Genomic DNA, 20,676 nt, shown 5'->3' with positions numbered 1-20,676 from the left:
ATGATGAATCGGCAAGCAGACTGCGACAGCTCGACCATGAGGCGGAAGCTCAAAGGGGACCTCCATCGTGTGGCAGATCGAATGAACCAGACGTTATCCACCTTTGATCATGACAGTGTGTGTCTGCTGGGCCATTTTGCGGAAATTCGGGCCGAGATCAAGCAGATCGAAGTGCTGGCGTCTTCCTTCTATCTGGATTGTTATCTGTCTCCCTTCACGGAGAAATTTGCCGAGCTGACTGCCAGTGTACAGCATTTGTCGGATCGCAGATATGGTGCGCTCATTGTAATTGAACGGGAAGTACCGCTTGAACCGATTATTCACTCAGGGGTTGCAGTGGATGCCAGAGTCACGCATGCGTTGCTGGAATCGCTGTTTATACCGGGTGCACCTCTGCATGATGGAGCGGTGCTGATTCGGGGCAATCAGATTGTATCCGCGGGCAATGTATTGCCTTTGTCGCAGGCCATTGCACATGAACGGAAGATTGGCACACGGCATAGGGCTGCTCTTGGATTAAGTGAGCTGACGGATGCGGTTGTGCTGGTTGTCTCGGAAGAGACTGGTCAAGCTTCGTTCGCCGTGGGTGGGGATCTGCATCCTATCAACGTGGTTGAAACCTTGCCATGATCACTCGTTGCTAGATTTTTTTACCGATTTCATGCTGGAGTAAATGAACCTTTTTCCCTGTGAAGAGAGAAAGGTCTTTTTTGTTACATCGTGATGTGATTTTGCACAAACTTGATCATCATGGGTACAATAGAGGATGGAAGACGAACTGAAGAAGGCGAATTGATCGCAAAAATGGTTGGAGGAGACGGTTAACACATGAGCTGGTTTGAAGCAATGGAACATCACGATTATGAGGAACTGGTACTGTGCCAGGATAGAGCCTCTGGTTTAAAAGCAATTATTGCTATTCACGATACAACACTCGGTCCTGCGCTGGGAGGCACACGGATGTGGACCTATGCTTCTGAGGAAGCGGCCATTGAAGATGCCTTGCGCCTTGCGCGGGGAATGACATATAAACATGCTGTATCCGGACTGAATCTGGGCGGAGGCAAAGCCGTAATTATTGGAGATCCGCGCCGTGACAAAAATGAAGCGATATTCCGGGCTTTTGGCCGATACATTCAGGGACTGAACGGACGTTATGTCACCGCAGAGGATGTGGGAACGACAGAAGAAGATATGAATCTGATCTATCAGGAAACCGACTATGTTACAGGCATATCGCCAAGCTACGGTTCCTCCGGTAATCCTTCCCCGGCAACAGCCTGGGGTGTATATCGGGGCATAAAGGCCGCAGCGAAAGAAGCATTCGGCACGGATCTGCTGGAAGGCAAAACCGTGGCTGTACAGGGCGTGGGCAACGTGGCGATGCGTCTGTGCAAATATTTGTACGAAGAAGGTGCGCATCTGATCGTTACCGACATCCATAAGGATTCCGTGAAACAGGCTGTGGATCAATTCGGTGCAAAAGCGGTAGACCCTGCCGACATTACTGGAGTGGATTGTGATATTTATGCTCCATGTGCATTGGGCGGTACAATTAATGACGATACGTTGAAACAGCTTAAGGCCAAGGTTGTGGCAGGCTGTGCTAACAACCAACTGCTGGAGCCGCGTCATGGTGACAAGCTGCATGAGATGGGAATCGTATACGCACCAGACTATGTGATCAATGCAGGTGGCGTAATTAATATTGCGGATGAGCTGAACGGCTATAATGCAGATCGTGCGTGGAGCAAGGTTGGGGAGATCTACAATAATCTGGAGAAAATCTTCGACACGTCGCGGACCGAAGGCATCGCAACGTATATTGCTGCGGATCGTCTGGCTGAACGCCGCATTGAACTGATGAAAAATACACGCAGCACGTTTCTGCAAAATGGTCATCACGCGCTGAGTTCCCGCAGACTGCGCGGGTAAATTCAAAGGATTCACATTACAATAAAATGTAAAACAGCTAAAGGCAGGCATCCCCATGGTGAACTGTACCCCATTTGTTAGAGAGGAGGTGCAGTGCAATGGATGCCTGCCTTCTCTTTGAGTTTAAAGATTTTCTTGTAAGGCGTTCATCGTAGGGCTCGGCTAATATTAAAAATTCTTATAACCCGAGAGCAACGAAATGTTATTTCAAAATGTAATACACTTCTGGTTCAGCAGCTTCACAAATCGATCCAGCGCGCTGCTGACGTATCGATCTTCACCCCGGACAAAGGTTGTTGTGGTATGTGTGAATCGTTCGGCCAGATCATATACAGAGAACTCATCCGGTTTCTTGTGAATAACGTTGCAAGGCATAATGGTAAAAGCAATCCCCGACTCCACACAGCTAAGCAGGTTATCCATCGTGCTGACTTCAATCATATTGCGAGCAGACAAACCTTCTTCCTGCAAATATTCCTCCGTAATTTCACGGTATGGGCAGCCTTTTGGGAAAACGACCCACGAAACCTGACACAGGCTTTCGGGTGGTACGTCCATCCGTTTGGAGATGATATGCACCGTGTCTTGCATTTCATATTCCACTTTCAGGCCCTCTTTTACACACGCACCACTAATAAAAGCACCGTCGATCTCATACTCCTGTATTTTCTTGCGCAGCACTTTGGGTGAAGTGGCATTAACAAGTGAGATGGAGACCTCGGGATAGGTCACCTGGTATTCATTGAGAATTTCCATGAACCGGCTGGATGCTGCCGTCTCCACAATCCCGATTTTTAACGTACCTGAAGGCTCACCGGGATCAGTCATATCCTGCTCCAGATCGTTTAACAGTTCACGGATGCGTGTTGCATACTGGACAAACTGTTCTCCTTTGGAAGTCAGCACCACCCCTTTGGGAAAACGGTTGAACAACTGCACCTGATATTCCTGCTCCAGCTTTTTGATGCGTGTGGTGACGTTGGATTGTGCGTAATTCAATTCTTTGGCGGCCTGTGAGATTTTGCCGGACCGTGCCACCGCAAGAATAATATCGATATCCGAGAGTTCCATGGCTCTGGCCTCCTGAGTTGTAATGAAATGAAGTGTTAGGTATCTCTATCAGAGATACATCTATATATTTCAATCATTTTACGATATATATATGCCAGCTTACAATATCGTTATCAAGAGCTTTTACAGCGCATGGAATCATGCAAAACGCTGATATTGGAGAAGGAGTTGTGATGAGAAATATGTCTACATTACTGAGCCCGGTGACGATCAACGAGTGGCATTTGAGAAACAGATTGGTGATGGCACCTCTTACCCGAGGGTTTGCCAGTGATCAGGATGGGACCGCGACGGAAGAGATGGTGGCGTATTATGAGCGACGTGCCCAGGATGGGGTGGGGTTGATCATTACAGAAGGGATTAATCCCTCGCTGGCAGGCAAAGGAACATATGGTATTCCCGGATTATATACGGCTGAACAGACCGACTCATGGAAAAAGGTAACAAATGCCGTCCATAAACACGGAGGGACCATCATCGCTCAGTTGTGGCATGTGGGCAGGCTGTCTCACTCCGATCTGATCGGTACCCTGCCACTGGCACCTTCAAGCATCCCGGCTCAAGGAAGAGTTCATAAATTGCATAAGCCATATCAGATACCTCAAGCCATGAGTGCGCAGGATATCAAGGATAGCATTCAACAATTTCAAACGGCTGCCCGCAATGCGGTACTGGCTGGATTCGACGGAATTGAGCTGCATGCAGCACATGGTTATCTGATCGACCAGTTTATCAATGAGAAGACGAACCACAGAACAGACGAATACGGAGGCGATATCCAGGGACGATTGCGTTTTCTGCAGGAGATCATTATTGCAGTTCAAAAAGAAATCAGCGTGGATCGCATTTCGGTACGATTTTCCGAGAAAAAAGATGATGACCCTTCCTATGTCTGGACAGACAAGACTGGAGTGCTGAATGCCTACCTGAATCTGTTCCGCGAGACAGGCATTACAATCCTACATCCTTCAACAGATCGATACACCAGAGTCTGGGATGGGGAACAGAATTTCCATGAGGCGATTCGCGAGCAGTGGGATGGAATCATCATTGGCGTAGGGGATCTTGAGGCAATAACCGCAGAACAGGCAGTGCAAAATTCGAGCATTGATTTGGCAGCGTTCGGCAGACCGTTTATCGCCAATCCTGATCTGGTGCAAAAATTGCGTGCGGGGCAGCAGTTGATCAAGTATGATGCCAATGCACATTTAACTGTGTTGGTGTAAATGTAGCAAGAAAGGGCAGAAGCTGATCCTAAAGATCACTCTGCCCTTTGTTTACGTATGGAAGGATGATTATGGGTTACTGACGACGGTGACTTTCTTTTCCGTTAAGTAGTATACGAGTGCAAGCAGAGGCATTAACAGACCAATCAATGTCGTGAGACTCCAACCTCCATGCGCGTAGGACCAACTGCCAAGAGATGATCCAATTGCGCCACCTACAAAAAAGATCGACATAAATATTCCGTTTACGCGTCCTCTTGCTTCGCTCAACGAATAGATAATGCGCTGTCCCAGCACCAAATTACCCGAAACCGCCATATCCAGCGTGATGGCAACGACCACAAGCAAAATAAGGGTAGCGGTAGAGTGACCCTGGAATAGATAGGCGAGCCCAAAAGATGCAACTGCGATAACCATGGCGAGTCCGGTTAATATGCGGGTTAAACCTTTATCCGCCCATCTTCCGGCAATAGGTGCTGCGATGGCACCCCCAACACCAGCCAGTGCAAACCAGGCAATTCCCTGTTGGGACATGCCGTACTCATTGGCGAGCTGCAAGGGAACTGTAGTCCAGAACAAGCTGAAGGCGCCAAACAGACTGGCCTGATAGAGGGCTCGGCGGCGAAGCATGGGAAATGTTTTGAGCAGGGAGCCCAATGACAGAATTAATTGTCCGTACTTCATCGCAGGTTGTGGCTGACGTGCAGGAAGTGCGCGTGACAGGAGCAGTGTAAGCAATCCGATAACGATTGCCGAGAAGACAAAGACCGCTTGCCAGCCGAGCAGGCTTGTAATAAAACTGGCGACAGGCCGAGCCAGCATGATGCCCAACAGCAGACCACTCATCACATTGCCGACAACCCGTCCGCGTTGCTCCTCCGAAGTGAGGTAGGTGGCATAAGGAACCAGAATTTGCGCAACGACTGAACTGATCCCGATGACGAGGGAAGCAGTCAGAAATAATACGGCATGGGAAGAGAAGGCAGCGGCAATCAATGCAACGACTAGAATGATGAGAAAAAAAGTTACCAGTCGCTTATTCTCCAGAATGTCACTAAGCGGAACGATAAACAGCAGGCCAATAACATAACCGATCTGTGTTAACGTCACAATCAGTCCCGCAGCAGCAGAGGAAAGCCCTGTTGTAACGCCGATTGGTCCAATAACCGTCTGTGCATAATACAGGTTTGCCGCAATCAGCCCGCACGCCGCAGCCAAAAGTAAAATCAACCAGCTTGGAACTGAATTTGCCTTCACATCAGGTTGCATATCCATAAGTTTCACCCTCCACTTGATCTCAAATTATATTTCATTAAAGTACACTTGTATTGAACTTGTTAATTACTAAACGGTGCGTTTACTAATCACAAACATATAATAAACTAAACGTTTAGTATTGTAAATAGACATGAGATTTTTTTATGTCGAAGAATGGTAAGGACGAAATTGTTTAATGTATCGATGTTTTAGTATAATGAACGTACAGTTTTTATGAATTACAGATGCATTTGTTACACCAAGGAGGGCTTATGATGACAGCCAAAAGAGGGCGTCCCCGCAATGTGGAAACCCAGAATGCGATTCTTGCAGCTTCCTATGAATTATTACTGGAACATGGCTTCGGAGCGGTTACGATCGAAAAAATTGCTGAACGTGCTAAGGTGAGCAAAGCAACGATATATAAATGGTGGCCTAATAAAGGTGCTGTCATTATGGATGGGTACATGTCTGCTGCAACGGCAAGATTGCCTGTACCGGATACAGGATCGGTATTTGAGGATGTGCGTATTCATGTGAGCAATCTGGTTGATTTTTTGAGCAGCCGGGAAGGAAAAGTGATCACACAGATTGTCGGAGAGGGACAGTCTGATCCAGGGCTTGCAGAAGAATACCGAACCAGATACATTCAGCCTCGTCGACGCGAAGCGTGGGGAATTTTGGAAAAAGGTATAGAACGGGGACAGTTGAAAAAGGATTGTGACATCGGACTGTGCATAGACCTCGTCTATGGAGCGATGTTCTATCGCATGTTAGTGACTGGCCAATCGATAGATACTGAATTCGTGCAACGTTCGTTGATTTCCTTGTTTGAAGGTATTAAATCTCGATCATAGAGAAAGACATCTGGGGGAGGGATAGGGCGATTTTTAAGAATCACCCTGGATGCAAAAGGCTTGTGGATGAATGGGGAATGTATGGAGAACTGAGAATTATACCTGGAAGATCGGTGAGATGGCTGGGGGCCATGAATCAGGAGAATGCGAAGTGGAAGAAGGAAGAGATTCGTTCAAGAGCGGGGGCTCGTTCCAAATGAAACTGGGGATTTCGCGTCGTAACACTGGCGCTACATCCTGGGCGAAGCGTTCTACCTGCTCCAGCTGCTCCGCATGGCTGAGTCCATCTACGCTGATACTCAGTACCTGATGTCCATATGCGGCATGGTAATTGAGGATTTTCTCAATGACCTGCTCTGGACTACCAATCAGTACAGGGCCATGCGCAATGTTATCCTCCAGGTCCTTAAAAGGCGACTGGTTGTGCTGCGCAGCGGCCGTAGCATGAAAGGCCTCATAATAAGGGGTATAACGCCGGATCGCTTCTTCGCGTGTATTCGCGAGGTATAGGCTACCTGCCCCGGAGCCAATCACCGCTCGGTTCGCATCATGACCATAATAATCGAGACGCTCCCGGTAATGGTCAATTAACGCTTTGTATTTTGCCTGCGGGTGGAAGGAATTCGAGCTAAATATCGGTTCGCCATACTTAGCTGCAAGCTCGGTAGAGCGAGTGCTCGATGCGCTGCCATGCCAGATCGGAATGGATTGCTGGAGTGGTCTCGGCTGAGTGGTAACCTCTTGAAGGGGAGGGCGATACGTTCCCTGCCAGGTTACATTCTCTTCAGTCCACAGCCGTTTCAGCAGTTCGTAGCGTTCACCGAGTGAATCCCATTGTTCCTCTTCGCTAATGCCAAACAGGGGATAGTGCCGAGGATCATTGCCTTTCCCGATGATCATCTCCAGCCGCCCACCCGATAATTGATCCAGCGTGGCATAATCCTCGGCAACCCGTACCGGATCAAGTATACTAAGAACAGTTACTGTTGTTAGCAACCGGATACGTGAAGTCGCAGTAGCGACGGCGGTCAGCACGACGGGAGGCGAGGAAGACAGAAAAGGTGCGCCATGCCGCTCACCGATCCCGTATGCATCGAATCCCAGCCGTTCGGCCAGCTTGGCTTGTTCCAAAATATTGTGGAACTTCTGTTGTGTCGTTAGTGATTCACCAGTTACGGCATTTGGAAGATTCATCATGAGACTAAATAGGGCAAATTTCATCTAACCATCCCCTCGGATTGGATTGGAAAAGCACCTGGGTTGTCTAATCCTATGGAAATAGTAGGATATTCAAGCTAAAACTAACTTTACCATGTTGCCATGCATTCTTCTAATGGATTTTTTCTATAAGGCGGATTAAAGCCGCTCAACCTTGGGCATAAGGGCAGAAAATTGCCACGATTTTTATTGACCACTGTAAAATTTAGGATTAAAATTGTACATATCATATAAATTCAAATTTATGGATTTTCATTGTGGAGGTGGGAGACATGGAACCTACAACTACGATACGCTCCTTTATTGAGGACTACATCAGGAAACAGGGCTATACCCTGCAATACTTTGCCGATATATCGGGTGTGAACGCTGGAACGTTAAGTGCGATCATCAAAGGGACGCGGCCAATCGCCATGGCTCAACTGGATCTGATTACCAAAGGCATGAAGCTGGAAGAAGGTCATTTCTACGAAATTTACGGTGCTGAGTGTTTTGTGGAGTCTGCACCACATTGGAGAAGACTGGAGCCTTTTCTGCAACGTTGCGCCGAGCTGGACAAGCTCGAATGTATTCAGAGGGTGATCCAGCAAGTGACGGATGATCGATCCTATATTTCCGAATTGTTCGAGATGGCAGAAGGCATGCTCGAGCGAGGACAAAAGAAAGCGGCCCGCATGTTATATGAATGCGTTGCGGAGTGTGAAAAGTACCAACACTCGGAACGTCTCGCGTTGTGCCAGTATCGTATTTTCATACTATCTCTCGGTCAGGATCAGCATGAAAATCTCAGGGCAGCCGTTCACTTCGAGCCATATATTAATCGGCTGGATGAAGAGCGGCAGCTGGATGCGATCAAGGATCTGGCGAATACATACTCAGCTCTTCAATATTGGGATAAGGTATTTGACCTCGGGGAAGAGCTTGAACAGAAAACAACTTTTTTGCAATCTTACAAGAAAAGAAAATCGGAAGTTCAGAGAATTGCTGCTTACCCTATATTTGCATACTCCGCATATTCAAATTTAATAAGAGCGGCTGCATGTGATGGACGACAGGAATATCCTGAAGCTCTACGATATACCGAGGCCTATTCTAAATTAACCAGAATTGAACAACCGAATGATGAAGAACTCTTATTCATTAATAAATTTAATGGATGGGCAAAGGTAAACCATTACTTATATCGGCTTATGATGGGTGATTATGAGGTCATACCGCCTTATATTGCCTTTATTGAAAAGAATGAGGCAGAGATCCTGCCTGCTTTGGTAAAAATAATGGAAGCTGCAAACAACCATAACATGGATATCGATTCAGTTCTTGATACATTCGATCCATATATCTCAAGGTATGGGGAAACGTATGGAGATATGGGAAGTTATACCGAACAAATTACAAATGGAAGATACCTACAATTTCTAAAAGAATTAACGATATACCAATTTGAGAGACAGAGATACACAAACGGATTTCAGCATTTGTTAGAATGTTTGGAATTAGCCGAAAAAATGAAGAGCGAGTCCATCATTTTACAGTGTGTAGGTCTATTTGAGAGACATAGAGTAAGGGCTTCACTAGAAATAAAAAATAAATATAAGACTCTCATTGAGGAGGTTTACAGTAATTATGAGAAAAAAAACAGCTTTGATCATACTCTTGTTTAGTGCTATTTTATTATTTAACTTGCATCCTCAACCTCTTCCTAGTAATCCAGCAATGTATAGTCCTAGCACTCACGGTATCGGGGGAATGTAATAAACAAATATAAGCGGTATTATTCCTGTTTATTTAGGATGATACGGCTTTTTTTCATTGACTTATCGTTAAGAAATAAAAGTTAAATTCATATTTTATAATTGTGTAATTATTAATTATGCTTATAAAAGTAATACAAAAATTTTGCAAAGCATTCCATTATGAATTTTTAGATAAATGCACCCTAAAATAGGTTGAAAAAGGGGTGTATGCTGTGAGAGAAATCAAGCAGATCAAAGATCAAATTGAGCAGAATCGGCAACATTTGCGTCGGTTGGTAGAGAGACATGGCATGCATGATGATAAGGTCCTCAAGCAGTCTATGGTACTGGATGAACTGATTAATAAATATACTCGACTAATAGAGAAATACTAATGATAAAAGCTAGTACCCTCTTCTAAAATCCACCTATAGGTGGACCTCTTTATCCACCCGGTTGTGGACGCTAGAGCGGTGTTCTCCCTGCTATGCTTAAAGCATCAAATCAAGCAAATACAGGGGGAACAACGTATGACGACGAGCATGTGGGTTCAGATGATCATCATGTTTGCAGTTTTAGTAATCACTTCAATTGGACGAAAGCCAGTACGTTTTTATCGTTTATTGCTGCCTTTCGTTATTATGGGTTATTATGCATCCAAATTTCTTAAAGACATGACTTTTACAGGCAATAATGTACTGTTTTTGTTGGTGGCCGTGATTGTAGGAGCATTCTTCGGAATGATTGTGCTGGGAATAACACGTATGGAATTCGATGCAACGGCAGGTAAGTGGTATACCCGAGTGGGGATAGGTAGTGTGGTCGTTTGGGCGGTGGCATTCCTGCTACGCATTGTGCCGGTGGAATGGATCACGCATCATCCGCAGCAAGCATATCAGTATGCCATTGAGCATCAATTGGATCTTCAGAATATCGGTCCTGCATTTATATTAGTGACTGCTTCTATGGTGTTGGTGCGCGTAGCAGGTATTCTAATCCGCTCCAGAGTGAGCAAAGTTCAGCATACGATTGGAACATAATTTATAACGTGTTTCTGTCTTTTGCTTCTGGGTTAAGAGTCTCTATTTCTTCGAGAGTTCGATATGTAGCTGGGTGTGAGGAATACACATCTATATATTGTAGTTGTGACAATTTTCACGGATTAATGCAAAATGTAGTGTTATGAAAGTATTCCTCTGTAAACAAACATTTTATTTTGCAAAGGAATAAAATATGAATTTTTTGGCAATGTATCCTAAAATGTTTTAAAAAGAGGGGGTGCATGCTGTGAGAGAACCGAAGCAGATTAGAGACCAAATCGAACAGAACAGGCATGAGCTAAGTCGTTTGGCGGAATATCATGGCATGCAAGACTACAAAGTCCTTCAACAATCGATGGTATTGGACGAGTTAATTAATGAATATAATCGCTTCAAATATAAAAAACACTTTATGAACAGACAGCCGATTGCATAATGCAGTCGGTTTTTTGATGCAATAGAAGAGTAGTCGACTGTAGCGATACAGTCGGCTTTTTTGTGTTTCCCCGAGACCTGCGCTTCAATCTTGAAATTCCGTACCAATCCCATGGTTGGCAGGATAGCCAACGATCATTAAAACTGGATATGATGACCCCAGTTATATCCAGATTGATCTGTGAAGGGGGATCATACAATGATCGGAGGGGGAGGGATGAACGGAAATGATGGACAAGGTACAGGGTTATTTCGGAAGAAATATGAATCTGCGCACCAAGTTGCTTCTGTTGTTCCTGGCGTTGACCTTGCTGCCGCTGAGCTTGCAGGGAGTAGTGAATTACCTGCATTTCTCGCAGACGATTGATCGCAAGACGGAGCAGTTCACCATTGATATTGTTCGCCAGATTAATACCAATCTGAATAGGCTGCTCAAGGACTTCGAGCGGTTGTCGCTCTTGCCGCTCTACGATCAGATGGTGCTTGGCATTCTGGGCAAATACAACGCTCCGATGGGATCGGGTACATGGGCGAGATCCGATGATTATCTGAAAATGAAGCTCTACACATCCGGTCAGGCGTATGACCGACCTGAAATTCGTGGCATCCATCTGATCAGCAACAGCGGCATTTTGTTCTCCAATCTGGATTCACTGGCAGTGAATCCGGTATGGGACAGCAGGCAGGATGACTGGTTTGCAGAGCTTAACGGCTCGGAAGGGGAATGGCGTCTGCTTCCTCCACACGAACCAAGCTATTACACGGGCAGTCATGAAGAGCCGTATATATCGGTTGCCCGTGAGATACGTGATCCGGGGACACTCCAGCGACTGGGCTACATTCTGATCGACATCCGGCTCGAAGCCTTCGGCCAACTCTTGTCCAATCTGAATTTTGAGCAAAATGCGAGTCTGATGATTGTCGACAGCAAGCAGCGTCTCTTGTTCGAACGGACCTCTGCTGGAGGCCTATCCGCATACGACAAGCTGTTAAAACATGGCCAGCTTCAAGGCTACGCAGGCAACCAGAAGGTTGTCCTTGATGGGAAGCCCTATCTCTACGTACAGCACCATTCCAGCTATTCAGGACTTTCGGTGATCAGCCTTACGCCTATTGCCGTTATTCAGAAGGAGTCGGGCGAGATGCTCACGTTTACGTTTGGATTCGCTGTGTTATGTATGGCGGCTGTAGCAGTTCTCGCGGTGCTCTTATCCTATCGCATAACGAGGCCGCTAATTCGATTGAAGCACAATATGATTCGGGTGGAGCAGGGAGATTTTAGCCAGCGCGTAGCGCACTTTAGCAATGATGAGTTCGGACAGATTAGCCGGGGTTTTAACCGAATGATGGAAGAAATCAATAGATTATTCAACGAGGTATTTCTGTTGGGCATTCAAGAGCGAGAGGCGGAGTTGTCAGCATTGCAGAGCCAGATCAATCCCCATTTTATATACAACACATTGGAGTCCATCAACATGATGGCGGTCCGCCAGAAACACGCTGAGGTGTCTGATATGGTGACGGCACTTGGCAAGCTGCTGCGTTATACGATTGATAAGGTGGACCGGAGGGTTCCGCTTCAGGAAGAATTGGCGTTTGTACAATCCTATGTACGCATTCAACAAGTACGTTATGACGGCAAGCTGGAGGTAATCTATGACATCGATGAGGCTGTTACAGAGTGTCTGATTCCCAAGCTTGTATTGCAACCGCTGGTGGAGAACGCTGTCTACCATGGCATCGAAGGGCAGGCGGATGGCGGGGTGATCTGGGTATCTGCATTGAAATTCGATGATGAGCTGCTGATTATTGTGCGTGACAATGGCAAAGGCATGGCTCAGGCGGAGATTGATGAATTAAATGAATCCATTGCTCGGCAGCCTTCCAATGAGGCATTGCGCTGTCATGCGGGGGACAGGCTTGGACTTAACAATATCGCCCAAAGGCTCCGCCTCATGTATGGAGAAGGTGGCAGCCTGAGCGTCGATGGCAGTCCAGGGCAGGGCCTGGCGGTCACGATATCCATTCAACTTCAACCGAAAGGAGAATGAAGCGCATGTATAAAGTATTGCTTGTGGAGGATGAGACGGTCATCCGTCAGGGACTGAGAGAGCTGATTGTACAGGCGGCTCCTCAATTCGAGATAACAGGTGAAGCTTCGAGCGGAGCCGAGGCACTGGATTTTCTGAGGTGTGAAGTGCCGGATGTGTTAATCACAGATATTCGCATGCGTGAAATGGACGGGCTGACACTCGTATCCAAAGCAAGAGATATGTACCCTGAACTGCTGATGATCATCATTAGCGGGTACGGAGAGTTTGAATATGCACGTAGAGCGATGGAATACGGAGTGTTGAACTATCTGCTGAAGCCGATTGAACGTCATGAACTGGCATTATGCATCCAAAAAATTCAATTGCTGCTGGATCGCAGGTACGGCATTTCAACCCTTCCAGTCACTGAGCCATCTGGGAAAGCAGAGCACTCCGGCCGAGATACGCGGAAGATTATCCGAGATGTGAAGGAGCACATCAAGCAGCACCCCGATGGGGATCTGCGACTTCAGACCATAGCAGCACTGGTTCATCTGAACCCCACCTATCTAAGCCAACTGTTCAAGAACGAAACAGGAACCAATTACTCCGAATACATCGCTGAGGCTCGTATGGAGCGGGCCAAGTGGCTGCTGGTTAACACAGGACTCAAAATCTATGATGTTGCAAGGTTATCCGGGCATCAGAGTCCTAAGCACTTCATGCTGGTATTCAAGCAGCAGGTGGGATGGACAGCAGGGGAATATCGTGACCGATTCAGTATTTCTTGAAAAACCATACCATTTCTGTAATTGACGTGATTTATGAGTGGGCGATGTCTTCGTTATACTTTGGTTGCACATGTATACCACTAAGTCCATAAGGGGGATTTTCATGAAAAAAGCAGGACTGATATTGATACTCTTACTCATGATGATTGCTTCAATCGGGTGCACAAGCTCCAATTCCGGAAGTGATCCTGGGCAAGCAGCCGGGGAGAATGGAGAGGTTGAGCTGAAATTCATGATGTGGGGCAATCAGGCACATATGGATGTATACAACAAGCTGATTGATAGCTTCACGCAGGAAAATCCAGGCATCAAGGTGACGATGGAATCCGTTCCTTTCGCAGAATACCAGCAAAAAATTTCGGTGCTTGCCGCTGGCGGCTCTCTCCCAGATATCGCATGGGTATCGGAGCGGATGGTGCCACAGTTCAAATCCAATCATATCCTGGCTGATGTATCCGAGTTCAAGGATGATGCCCAGTTCAAGCTGGATGATTATATACCAAGTACATTGGATTTGTTCCGTGATGGCGATCAGCTGCTGGGGCTGCCTTTTTCCACACCTCCGGTGGTCATGTTCTACAATAAAACGTTGTTCGACAAAGCCGGCCTGACCGACCCCAATACACTTGCCAGCCAAGGACAATGGACATGGGAACAGTTCGAGAATTCTGCCAAGGCGATTACCAGCAAGGAGGCTACCAACCGGATCTATGGCGCCAACTTTTTTCGCGACTGGAAGACCTGGGCAGTGCTCTCCTCGTATTCATGGTCCAATGGCAGTGGTCCGTTCGACGAAGGCATGACGAAGTTCACTTGGAACGATGCCTATGGAGTACAGACTTTTGAACTGCTGGAGCGCATGATGTTCACTGATGAATCGCATCCAAAAGCAGGTGAGCAGGTCAGCTTCGATGCTGGCAATGTAGGCATGTTCTTCGATAACTACAGCTATGTTTCCAAAGCAAGAGAGATTACCGATTTTGAGTGGAGTATCGCTCCCATGCCTTCCGGCTCACAGGGCAGCGTACCGATGCTAGGGCAGGCTGGATATGCCATGTTCAACGACAGCAAACATCCGGAGGAAACCAAGAAGCTGTTGAAGTATTTTGCCAGCGAGCAGGGTATTCAGGCGACGGCCACCTATTTTGTGCCTCCGCGTACCTCTGTGCTGAACTCCGATGCGTTCATTAATCAGCCGAATAATCCGAGCAAGGAGCATATTGTGCAGGCGGTGATTAATGAAATGCCAAAAGCGCGCTTGATTCCCGGTCATATCCGTTGGCAGGATATCGACAATGCGGTGTTGCAGGGATTTGACCGACTGTTCGCCCGTTCAGCGACACCTGAGGATAATCTGAAGCAAATGCAGGAAGAAATCCAAGGCGTGCTGCAACAATAAATCATTTTATAGAAACAGGAGGTGAGCATGATGGGCAAATTCAAGGAATTGCTTGATCAGAAATCGCTGTCACTTGTGGTCAGCTTACCCGAGAACGATCTATCTTTGGCCCGGGCAGCAATCGAAGAGGGCGCTGATGCACTGAAGGTGCATTATAATGTCGGCCATCGCGCCAGCGGGAATCATTTTGGTCCACTGGACAACTATGCCGAAGTTTTTCAGGCGATCCGTAGCGAGTTTGGCGGCCCGCTTGGGGTCGTACCATCCGGTAGTATAGATGGAGCACGGAGGGAGGACGTGGAGCGTCTCTCCGGGCTGGGTTTTGACTTCTATTCCATCTATGCACATCACTTGCCGTCCTTCATGCTGGATGACCTGGGGCTGGACCGAACGTTTGCGATCAATGACGAATATGAACCTTCCCTTGTATCGTCAGCCGCTCATTACAGTTTCACAGCCCTGGAGGCATCCATTGTGCCTGGGAATGAATATGGTACACCGCTAAGCTTTGCGGACGTGCTCAAATATCGCCGTCTGGTCTTGCAGGCGCAAATTCCGGTATTGGTTCCTTCTCAGCGTAAGCTGGTGCCTGACGATGTTCGGGTGCTGCACGATACCGGGGTCAAGGCGATCATGCTTGGAGCGGTCGTAACAGGCAGAGCGGAGGAGCAGCTGCGAAGGGCTGTTAACGCCTTCAGTAATGCGGTGGACAATCTGAACCGTTCAGACTATATAAGTTGAACTAAACATTTACAAGAGAACGTAGAGGACAGAAATAACCTGAAGAAACGGAGTGTTCGCCTTTATCCCCGGATTTTCCCCTTTGTAAAATTGAATTAAAAAAATCTGGGGATAACAGCGATCGGAAGGTTGTTCTGTCATTGGAGTGGCAAGTGTAAATATTCGTTTCAAGGGAAGAAATTTGATAAAGGGGAGGGCCTGACTGTGACCCATTCACGCAAACGTACAGGAAGAGGTCCGCTCGCCAGAGAGGCCCAGATCGCGGGATGGCTGTTTGTATCACCAATGGTGCTCGGGTTTACCCTGCTGCTGCTGTTTCCCATGGGTTTGGCTCTGTACATGAGCCTGACCGACTGGCCGCTGCTGGGGGATCATCATTTTATTGGACTGGAGAATTACCGGAATGTGATGACAGACGCCATGTTCTGGAAGGTGCTTGCCAATACGGTCTATTTCACTGCGGGGCTTGTGCCGCTTAATATTGTGCTCGCGCTGCTGCTCGCGTTGCTGCTATCCAGAAGTTTGCGCGGCATCGGGATTTTTCGAACAGCCATCTTTGTTCCGGTCATGACCTCGCTGATTGTATGGTCCATCGTATGGAAGCTGATGTATGCCACAGAGTCGGGACTGATCAATCAGCTTCTGTTAATGATAGGCATCAAGGGTCCGGCCTGGCTCTACAATCAGGATCTGGCGATGCCTGCGGTTATTGTGACGAGTGTACTGAAAAATGTGGGTCTGAATATGGTGTTGTTCATTGCAGCCATTCAGCAGGTACCGCGTTCACTTTACGAAGCGGCAACACTGGACGGAGCGGGCAGAAGAGGAACCTTCTTTCACGTCACACTGCCCATGATTACGCCAACGGTGTTTTTAACCATGGTCATGACTGTGATTGGCTCGCTCAAGGTGTTTGGACAGATCTACGTCATGACACAGGGAGGGCCGAGCAACAGCACGAAGGTATTGGTCTATTATATCTGGGAAAAAGCATTCAAATTATTTCAGTTCGGCTACGCCTCTTCGCTTGCGTATGTGTTGTTCTTTATCGTGCTAATCCTGACACTGCTGCAATGGCAGCTTCGAAAGAGGTGGGTATTCAATGAAGGCGATGCCTAATCCTTCGATTCGCAAGACAGGCAGTGCCCTGGGGACGTACTTGCTGCTGACACTGATCTCGCTGATCATGCTTGTTCCATTTATCTGGATGATATCGACGTCATTCAAGGAACCTCAGAGCATATTTACCTATCCACCACAGTGGATACCGGATACCTTCCGATTTCAGAACTACATCGATGTTTTTCGATTAATTCCGTTTCATCGTTTTTATTTTAACAGTGTATATATTGCTGCTGTGGTTGTGCTGGGTACGGTGTTCTTTGCATCTCTCGCCGGGTACGCATTTGCCAAAATTCCGTTCAAGGGACGTAATGTGGTATTTCTCATCCTGCTGAGTGCGATGATGATTCCCCATGAGGTGACGGCTATTCCCATGTTTCTGTTCATGCGGCAGCTGGGGTGGATTGATACACATCTTCCGCTGATTTTACTCCCGATCTTTGGGGCGGGCGGCGTGTTTGGCATCTTTGTGATGCGGCAGTTCTTCATTACGGTACCCACCGAGCTGGAAGAAGCGGCGATGATTGACGGCTGCAACCGCTTCCGGATCTATGCTCGTATTATGCTCCCGATTGCCAAGCCCGGTATGGCTACGCTGACGATCTTTACGTTTGTGACGATCTGGAATGAGTTTTTCGATCCGTTGATTTTCATTAACTCGCGAGAACTGATGACGCTGCCGCTTGGGTTATCCTTGTTCACAGATGAAGTGGGTACAGCCTGGCAATATCTGATGAGTGCCACCGTCATGGCGACCCTGCCGCTGCTGATTGTCTTTTTCCTGGCACAACGGCGCTTCATTGAGGGAGTTGCCATGACAGGACTGAAAGAGTAACCCCTGCAATAGAACGGAAGGAGTGATAGCTTGAGTGAACGGATAAGTATGAGTATGAAAAAGGAAGAAGCGGATGTGGTTGTTGTGGGAGGGGGTCCGGCGGGTATAGCGGCAGCCATCGCTGCTGGACGACAAGGTGTTCGAGTAGTACTGGTGGAACGGTACGGATTCGTTGGTGGAATGTCGACTGCCGCCATGGTCTATCCTTGGATGACCTTCCATACGGAGAGTGGTGAGCAGGTGATTCAGGGTATCGCCCAGGAAATCGTTGACCGACTACAGGCGCGCGGCGGCTCTCCGGGGCATCTTCGTGATACGGTTGGATTTGTGCATACCGTTACGCCTTACCATCCGGCGATCTATCAAGTGGTTGCGGCGGAGATGCTGCAGGAAGCAGGTGTGCGATTGTTATTGCACAGCTTCGTGGATGAAGTGGTTATGGTGAATGATCGGGTAGAGGCGGTACGTCTGACGAACAAGTCTGGCCGAATGGAGCTAAGAGCGAACGTATTTGTGGATGCCAGCGGTGATGCGGATGCGGCTTATCTTGCGGGCGCTTCTGTTGCAAAGGGGCGAGATGGCGATCACCAGTCACAGCCGATGACCATGAAATTTCGAATGTGTGGTGTGGACCTTGGACGAGTAAAACAATACATGCAGGAGCACCCGGAGGATTTCTATGCTAAAACCCCTTTCTCCGAACTGGACAGTATTCCGTTAACCGGGGTGAGCGGCTTCTATTCCCAATGGAAAAAAGCAGGTGTACCGATTAACCGTGATCAGGTATTGTTTTTTACCGGACCGGCTGAAGATGAGGTGTTGATTAACTGCACCCGGGTGCAGGGGTTGGATGCTACAGATGCAGAAGATCTGACCTCTGCTGAACAGGAAGGCAGGAAGCAGGTGCTGATGATTGCTGAGTTTCTGCAGCGTGACGTGCCTGGATTCGAGCGGGCCTCGATCTCAGCGATAGCGCCACAGATTGGTATCCGTGAATCCAGGCGAATCATCGGGCATTATGCGTTGACCAAGGACGATGTGGTTGCAGGTCGAAAGTTTGATGATGTAATCGCCAGAAGTGGCTATCCGATTGATATTCATGATCCTTCGGGTCAAGGCGTCGTAGCGGCTTTTATAGAAGGAGACGGAGCATACGATATTCCGTACCGCTCTCTGATTTCCCGAAATATTCGCAATTTGCTGGCGGCAGGACGTTGCATCTCCACCACACATGAGGCCCACGCAACGACAAGGCTGACTCCAAGCTGCATGGCTACGGGGCAGGCGGCGGGAACAGCAGCCGCTTTAGCTGTTCAGATGAAGCTGGATCCGTTGGAGCTACCGGTAGCGGTGCTGCAAAAGAAACTACGCCGTAACGGAGCAGCGATTTGAGGAATGATTCCTGTGCGAGCAGACTATGATGAAATCCAAAGAAGACTCCAAAACCACTATTGAAGTGGAGCTGGAGTCTTATTTGGTTTGTAATGGGGGTTGCAATGGAAGCAACAATCATCCGATCATCAAGTCATTCGTGCTTCAAGCCGCCGTGCCACAATGGACAACGTGTAGTTGATGACGAAGTATAATACGGCTGCGAGTAGCAGGGCAGGGATGACGTAATCGAAGCTCTGCCCCCCGAGGATCTGCACATTGTGCATCAGTTCCGGCAGGGAGATGATGATCGCCAGTGAAGTATCCTTCAGCAAAGAGATGAACTGACTCACCATCGGTGGCGACATGCGCCGCAAAGCCTGGGGCATGATGATGCCGCCAAGTGTCTGCATATAGCTTAGGCCGGAGGAACGGGCGGCTTCCACTTGACCACGTTCAATCGATTTGAGTCCGCTGCGGACAATCTCTGCGATCATGGCGCCTTCGAACAGACTTAGTCCAACGACCGTGGACCAGAAGCCAGACATCTTGATTCCGAGCTGGGGAAGTACGATATGAATGAAGAAAATGATCAGCAGCAGCGGCAGATTCCGGATCGTATCCACGATAACGGCCACAATCTGTGACAGTACCGGAATTCGCGTGTATCGAACGGTACCGAGCACGGTGCCGAGAACAAAGCTGAATACAATCGACAACCCTGCCACTTGCAGGGTAATCAGGAATCCGTGCAGCAGGAAACGAAGGTTGGGCCAGGCATAGGCCCCGCTAAAGTCCATGGATCATCGGCCTCCTTCTGTGAGTAGGACAAGGGTTAGAATGAATGTCTGTTTACATGGTGACCTGGCCCGTTGGTTTGGTCTTCTTTGGTTTGCCTTTGGCACGGCTGGCGTCCGCATCACTTTGTCCAAAACGGCGCTCCATATAGTGGACCAGGAAGCTGAGCGGCAAAGTCAGCACCAGGTAGAACAGCGCAACAATGGTGTAGACGCTCAGCGGCAGGAATGTATCCGAGTTGATCAGATCGGCAAAATACATCAGATCCATGCCCGCTACGACCGCAAGGATGGATGAATTTTTGACCAGATTGATAAACTGGTTGCCAATGGACGGCAATACAATCTTGATCGCTTGTGGCAGTATGATCAGGTTCATGGCCTGTACGTAGGATAGACCGGAAGATCTCGCCGCTTCTAACTGCCCGCGAGGGACCGTCTGAATGCCCGCCCGGATTGCTTCGGCAATGAAAGCAGCCGTATAGATGGTCAGACCGAGTGTACCTGAGATGAATCCATCCAATGAAATGCCAAGTGCCGGCAATCCGAGATAGAAGAAAAACACGACAAGCAGCAGCGGGATGTTACGGATAAACTCCACAAAAGCCGTGCCGATCCAGTTGAGTGGTTTGATGGGGGATATCCGAAAGATAGCCATTACTGCACCCAGAATAAAGCTGCCAATCAAGGCCATGATGCTCACCTGGATGGTATTGAGGAACCCTTCCAGGAATCGATCCGAATGTTTGAGCAGTACGCTGAAGTCCAATTTGCCCATGTAGGCGAAGCCTCCGTTCTCCAGTGTAGAAGCG

20 protein-coding genes are annotated in these 20,676 nt (G+C 48.0%); 15 read left to right on the top strand and 5 right to left on the bottom strand.

What is annotated here, in order from left to right:
• Together cdaS and MHB84_RS11165 are read left to right on the top strand one after the other, a co-directional pair.
• Complete coding sequence (cdaS, locus tag MHB84_RS11170; RefSeq protein WP_076290757.1) at positions 1–630, top strand: sporulation-specific diadenylate cyclase CdaS; 630 nt, start codon at positions 1–3, stop codon at positions 628–630.
• A gap of 198 nt (positions 631–828) precedes the next feature.
• Complete coding sequence (locus MHB84_RS11165; protein WP_076290701.1) at positions 829–1,935, top strand: Glu/Leu/Phe/Val family dehydrogenase; 1,107 nt, start codon at positions 829–831, stop codon at positions 1,933–1,935.
• A 207-nt stretch (positions 1,936–2,142) separates the two neighbouring features.
• On the opposite strand, the gene MHB84_RS11160 is transcribed toward MHB84_RS11165, so the two are convergent.
• Entirely contained in the window at positions 2,143–3,006 is an 864-nt protein-coding gene (locus tag MHB84_RS11160) for a LysR family transcriptional regulator (RefSeq protein WP_076290700.1), read from the bottom strand.
• Between the two features lie 182 nt (positions 3,007–3,188).
• Between MHB84_RS11160 and MHB84_RS11155 the strand changes: the two genes are divergently transcribed.
• Positions 3,189–4,232, top strand: coding sequence for an alkene reductase (locus MHB84_RS11155; protein WP_256716874.1), 1,044 nt, complete (start codon positions 3,189–3,191; stop codon positions 4,230–4,232).
• A gap of 69 nt (positions 4,233–4,301) precedes the next feature.
• Here MHB84_RS11155 and MHB84_RS11150 read toward each other — a convergent pair whose 3' ends face one another.
• Positions 4,302–5,507 carry an MFS transporter gene (locus MHB84_RS11150; protein WP_076290698.1) on the bottom strand — a complete coding sequence of 402 codons (1,206 nt, stop codon included), beginning with the start codon at positions 5,505–5,507 and terminating at the stop codon, positions 4,302–4,304.
• A 257-nt stretch (positions 5,508–5,764) separates the two neighbouring features.
• On the opposite strand from MHB84_RS11150, the gene MHB84_RS11145 reads away from it, so the two are divergent.
• Positions 5,765–6,346 (top strand): TetR/AcrR family transcriptional regulator, encoded by a 582-nt coding sequence (locus MHB84_RS11145; protein ID WP_076290697.1) that lies wholly within the window; start codon positions 5,765–5,767, stop codon positions 6,344–6,346.
• 96 nt (positions 6,347–6,442) lie between these two features.
• Here the strand turns inward: MHB84_RS11145 and MHB84_RS11140 are convergent, their stop codons facing one another.
• Positions 6,443–7,567 carry an LLM class flavin-dependent oxidoreductase gene (locus MHB84_RS11140; protein WP_076290696.1) on the bottom strand — a complete coding sequence of 375 codons (1,125 nt, stop codon included), beginning with the start codon at positions 7,565–7,567 and terminating at the stop codon, positions 6,443–6,445.
• A 269-nt stretch (positions 7,568–7,836) separates the two neighbouring features.
• On the opposite strand from MHB84_RS11140, the gene MHB84_RS11135 reads away from it, so the two are divergent.
• The 11 genes from MHB84_RS11135 to MHB84_RS11085 all read left to right on the top strand — a co-directional run bounded on the left by MHB84_RS11135 (position 7,837) and on the right by MHB84_RS11085 (position 19,088).
• On the top strand, positions 7,837–9,228 hold the full coding sequence (locus tag MHB84_RS11135; protein WP_076290695.1) for a helix-turn-helix transcriptional regulator: 1,392 nt from the start codon (positions 7,837–7,839) through the stop codon (positions 9,226–9,228).
• Between the two features lie 305 nt (positions 9,229–9,533).
• Positions 9,534–9,695, top strand: a complete 162-nt coding sequence (locus MHB84_RS11130; protein ID WP_143764784.1) for an aspartyl-phosphate phosphatase Spo0E family protein — start codon at positions 9,534–9,536, stop codon at positions 9,693–9,695.
• 135 nt (positions 9,696–9,830) lie between these two features.
• Complete coding sequence (locus MHB84_RS11125; protein WP_076290694.1) at positions 9,831–10,340, top strand: DUF1453 family protein; 510 nt, start codon at positions 9,831–9,833, stop codon at positions 10,338–10,340.
• Positions 10,341–10,587: 247 nt separating this feature from the next.
• Positions 10,588–10,776: an aspartyl-phosphate phosphatase Spo0E family protein gene (locus MHB84_RS11120; RefSeq protein WP_076290693.1), complete on the top strand. Its 189-nt coding sequence runs from the start codon at positions 10,588–10,590 to the stop codon at positions 10,774–10,776.
• 226 nt (positions 10,777–11,002) lie between these two features.
• The gene (locus MHB84_RS11115; protein ID WP_076290692.1) at positions 11,003–12,826 is read left to right on the top strand and encodes a cache domain-containing sensor histidine kinase; all 1,824 of its coding nucleotides are present in this window, start codon (positions 11,003–11,005) and stop codon (positions 12,824–12,826) included.
• Positions 12,827–12,831: 5 nt separating this feature from the next.
• Positions 12,832–13,599 (top strand): response regulator transcription factor, encoded by a 768-nt coding sequence (locus MHB84_RS11110; RefSeq protein WP_076290691.1) that lies wholly within the window; start codon positions 12,832–12,834, stop codon positions 13,597–13,599.
• A 103-nt stretch (positions 13,600–13,702) separates the two neighbouring features.
• Complete coding sequence (locus tag MHB84_RS11105) at positions 13,703–14,998, top strand: ABC transporter substrate-binding protein (protein WP_076290690.1); 1,296 nt, start codon at positions 13,703–13,705, stop codon at positions 14,996–14,998.
• 30 nt (positions 14,999–15,028) lie between these two features.
• Complete coding sequence (locus MHB84_RS11100; protein ID WP_143764783.1) at positions 15,029–15,739, top strand: hypothetical protein; 711 nt, start codon at positions 15,029–15,031, stop codon at positions 15,737–15,739.
• 204 nt (positions 15,740–15,943) lie between these two features.
• On the top strand, positions 15,944–16,858 hold the full coding sequence (locus tag MHB84_RS11095) for a carbohydrate ABC transporter permease (RefSeq protein WP_079695868.1): 915 nt from the start codon (positions 15,944–15,946) through the stop codon (positions 16,856–16,858).
• Positions 16,842–17,696 carry a carbohydrate ABC transporter permease gene (locus MHB84_RS11090; RefSeq protein WP_076290688.1) on the top strand — a complete coding sequence of 285 codons (855 nt, stop codon included), beginning with the start codon at positions 16,842–16,844 and terminating at the stop codon, positions 17,694–17,696. Before MHB84_RS11095 ends, MHB84_RS11090 begins: the two co-directional genes overlap by 17 nt.
• Before the next feature lie 54 nt (positions 17,697–17,750).
• Entirely contained in the window at positions 17,751–19,088 is a 1,338-nt protein-coding gene (locus MHB84_RS11085) for an FAD-dependent oxidoreductase (protein ID WP_076290756.1), read from the top strand.
• Between the two features lie 128 nt (positions 19,089–19,216).
• Here MHB84_RS11085 and MHB84_RS11080 read toward each other — a convergent pair whose 3' ends face one another.
• Together MHB84_RS11080 and MHB84_RS11075 are read right to left on the bottom strand one after the other, a co-directional pair.
• A complete protein-coding gene (locus MHB84_RS11080; RefSeq protein ID WP_076290687.1) occupies positions 19,217–19,867 on the bottom strand; it encodes an amino acid ABC transporter permease in 651 nt (216 codons plus the stop codon).
• A 52-nt stretch (positions 19,868–19,919) separates the two neighbouring features.
• A complete protein-coding gene (locus MHB84_RS11075; RefSeq protein WP_076290686.1) occupies positions 19,920–20,642 on the bottom strand; it encodes an amino acid ABC transporter permease in 723 nt (240 codons plus the stop codon).
• Positions 20,643–20,676: the final 34 nt, after the last annotated feature.

This window comes from Paenibacillus sp. FSL F4-0087 (assembly GCF_038020215.1).
Taxonomy (GTDB): Bacteria; Bacillota; Bacilli; order Paenibacillales; family Paenibacillaceae; genus Paenibacillus; species Paenibacillus taichungensis.
This window is presented reverse-complemented; position numbering and strand designations above follow the sequence as displayed.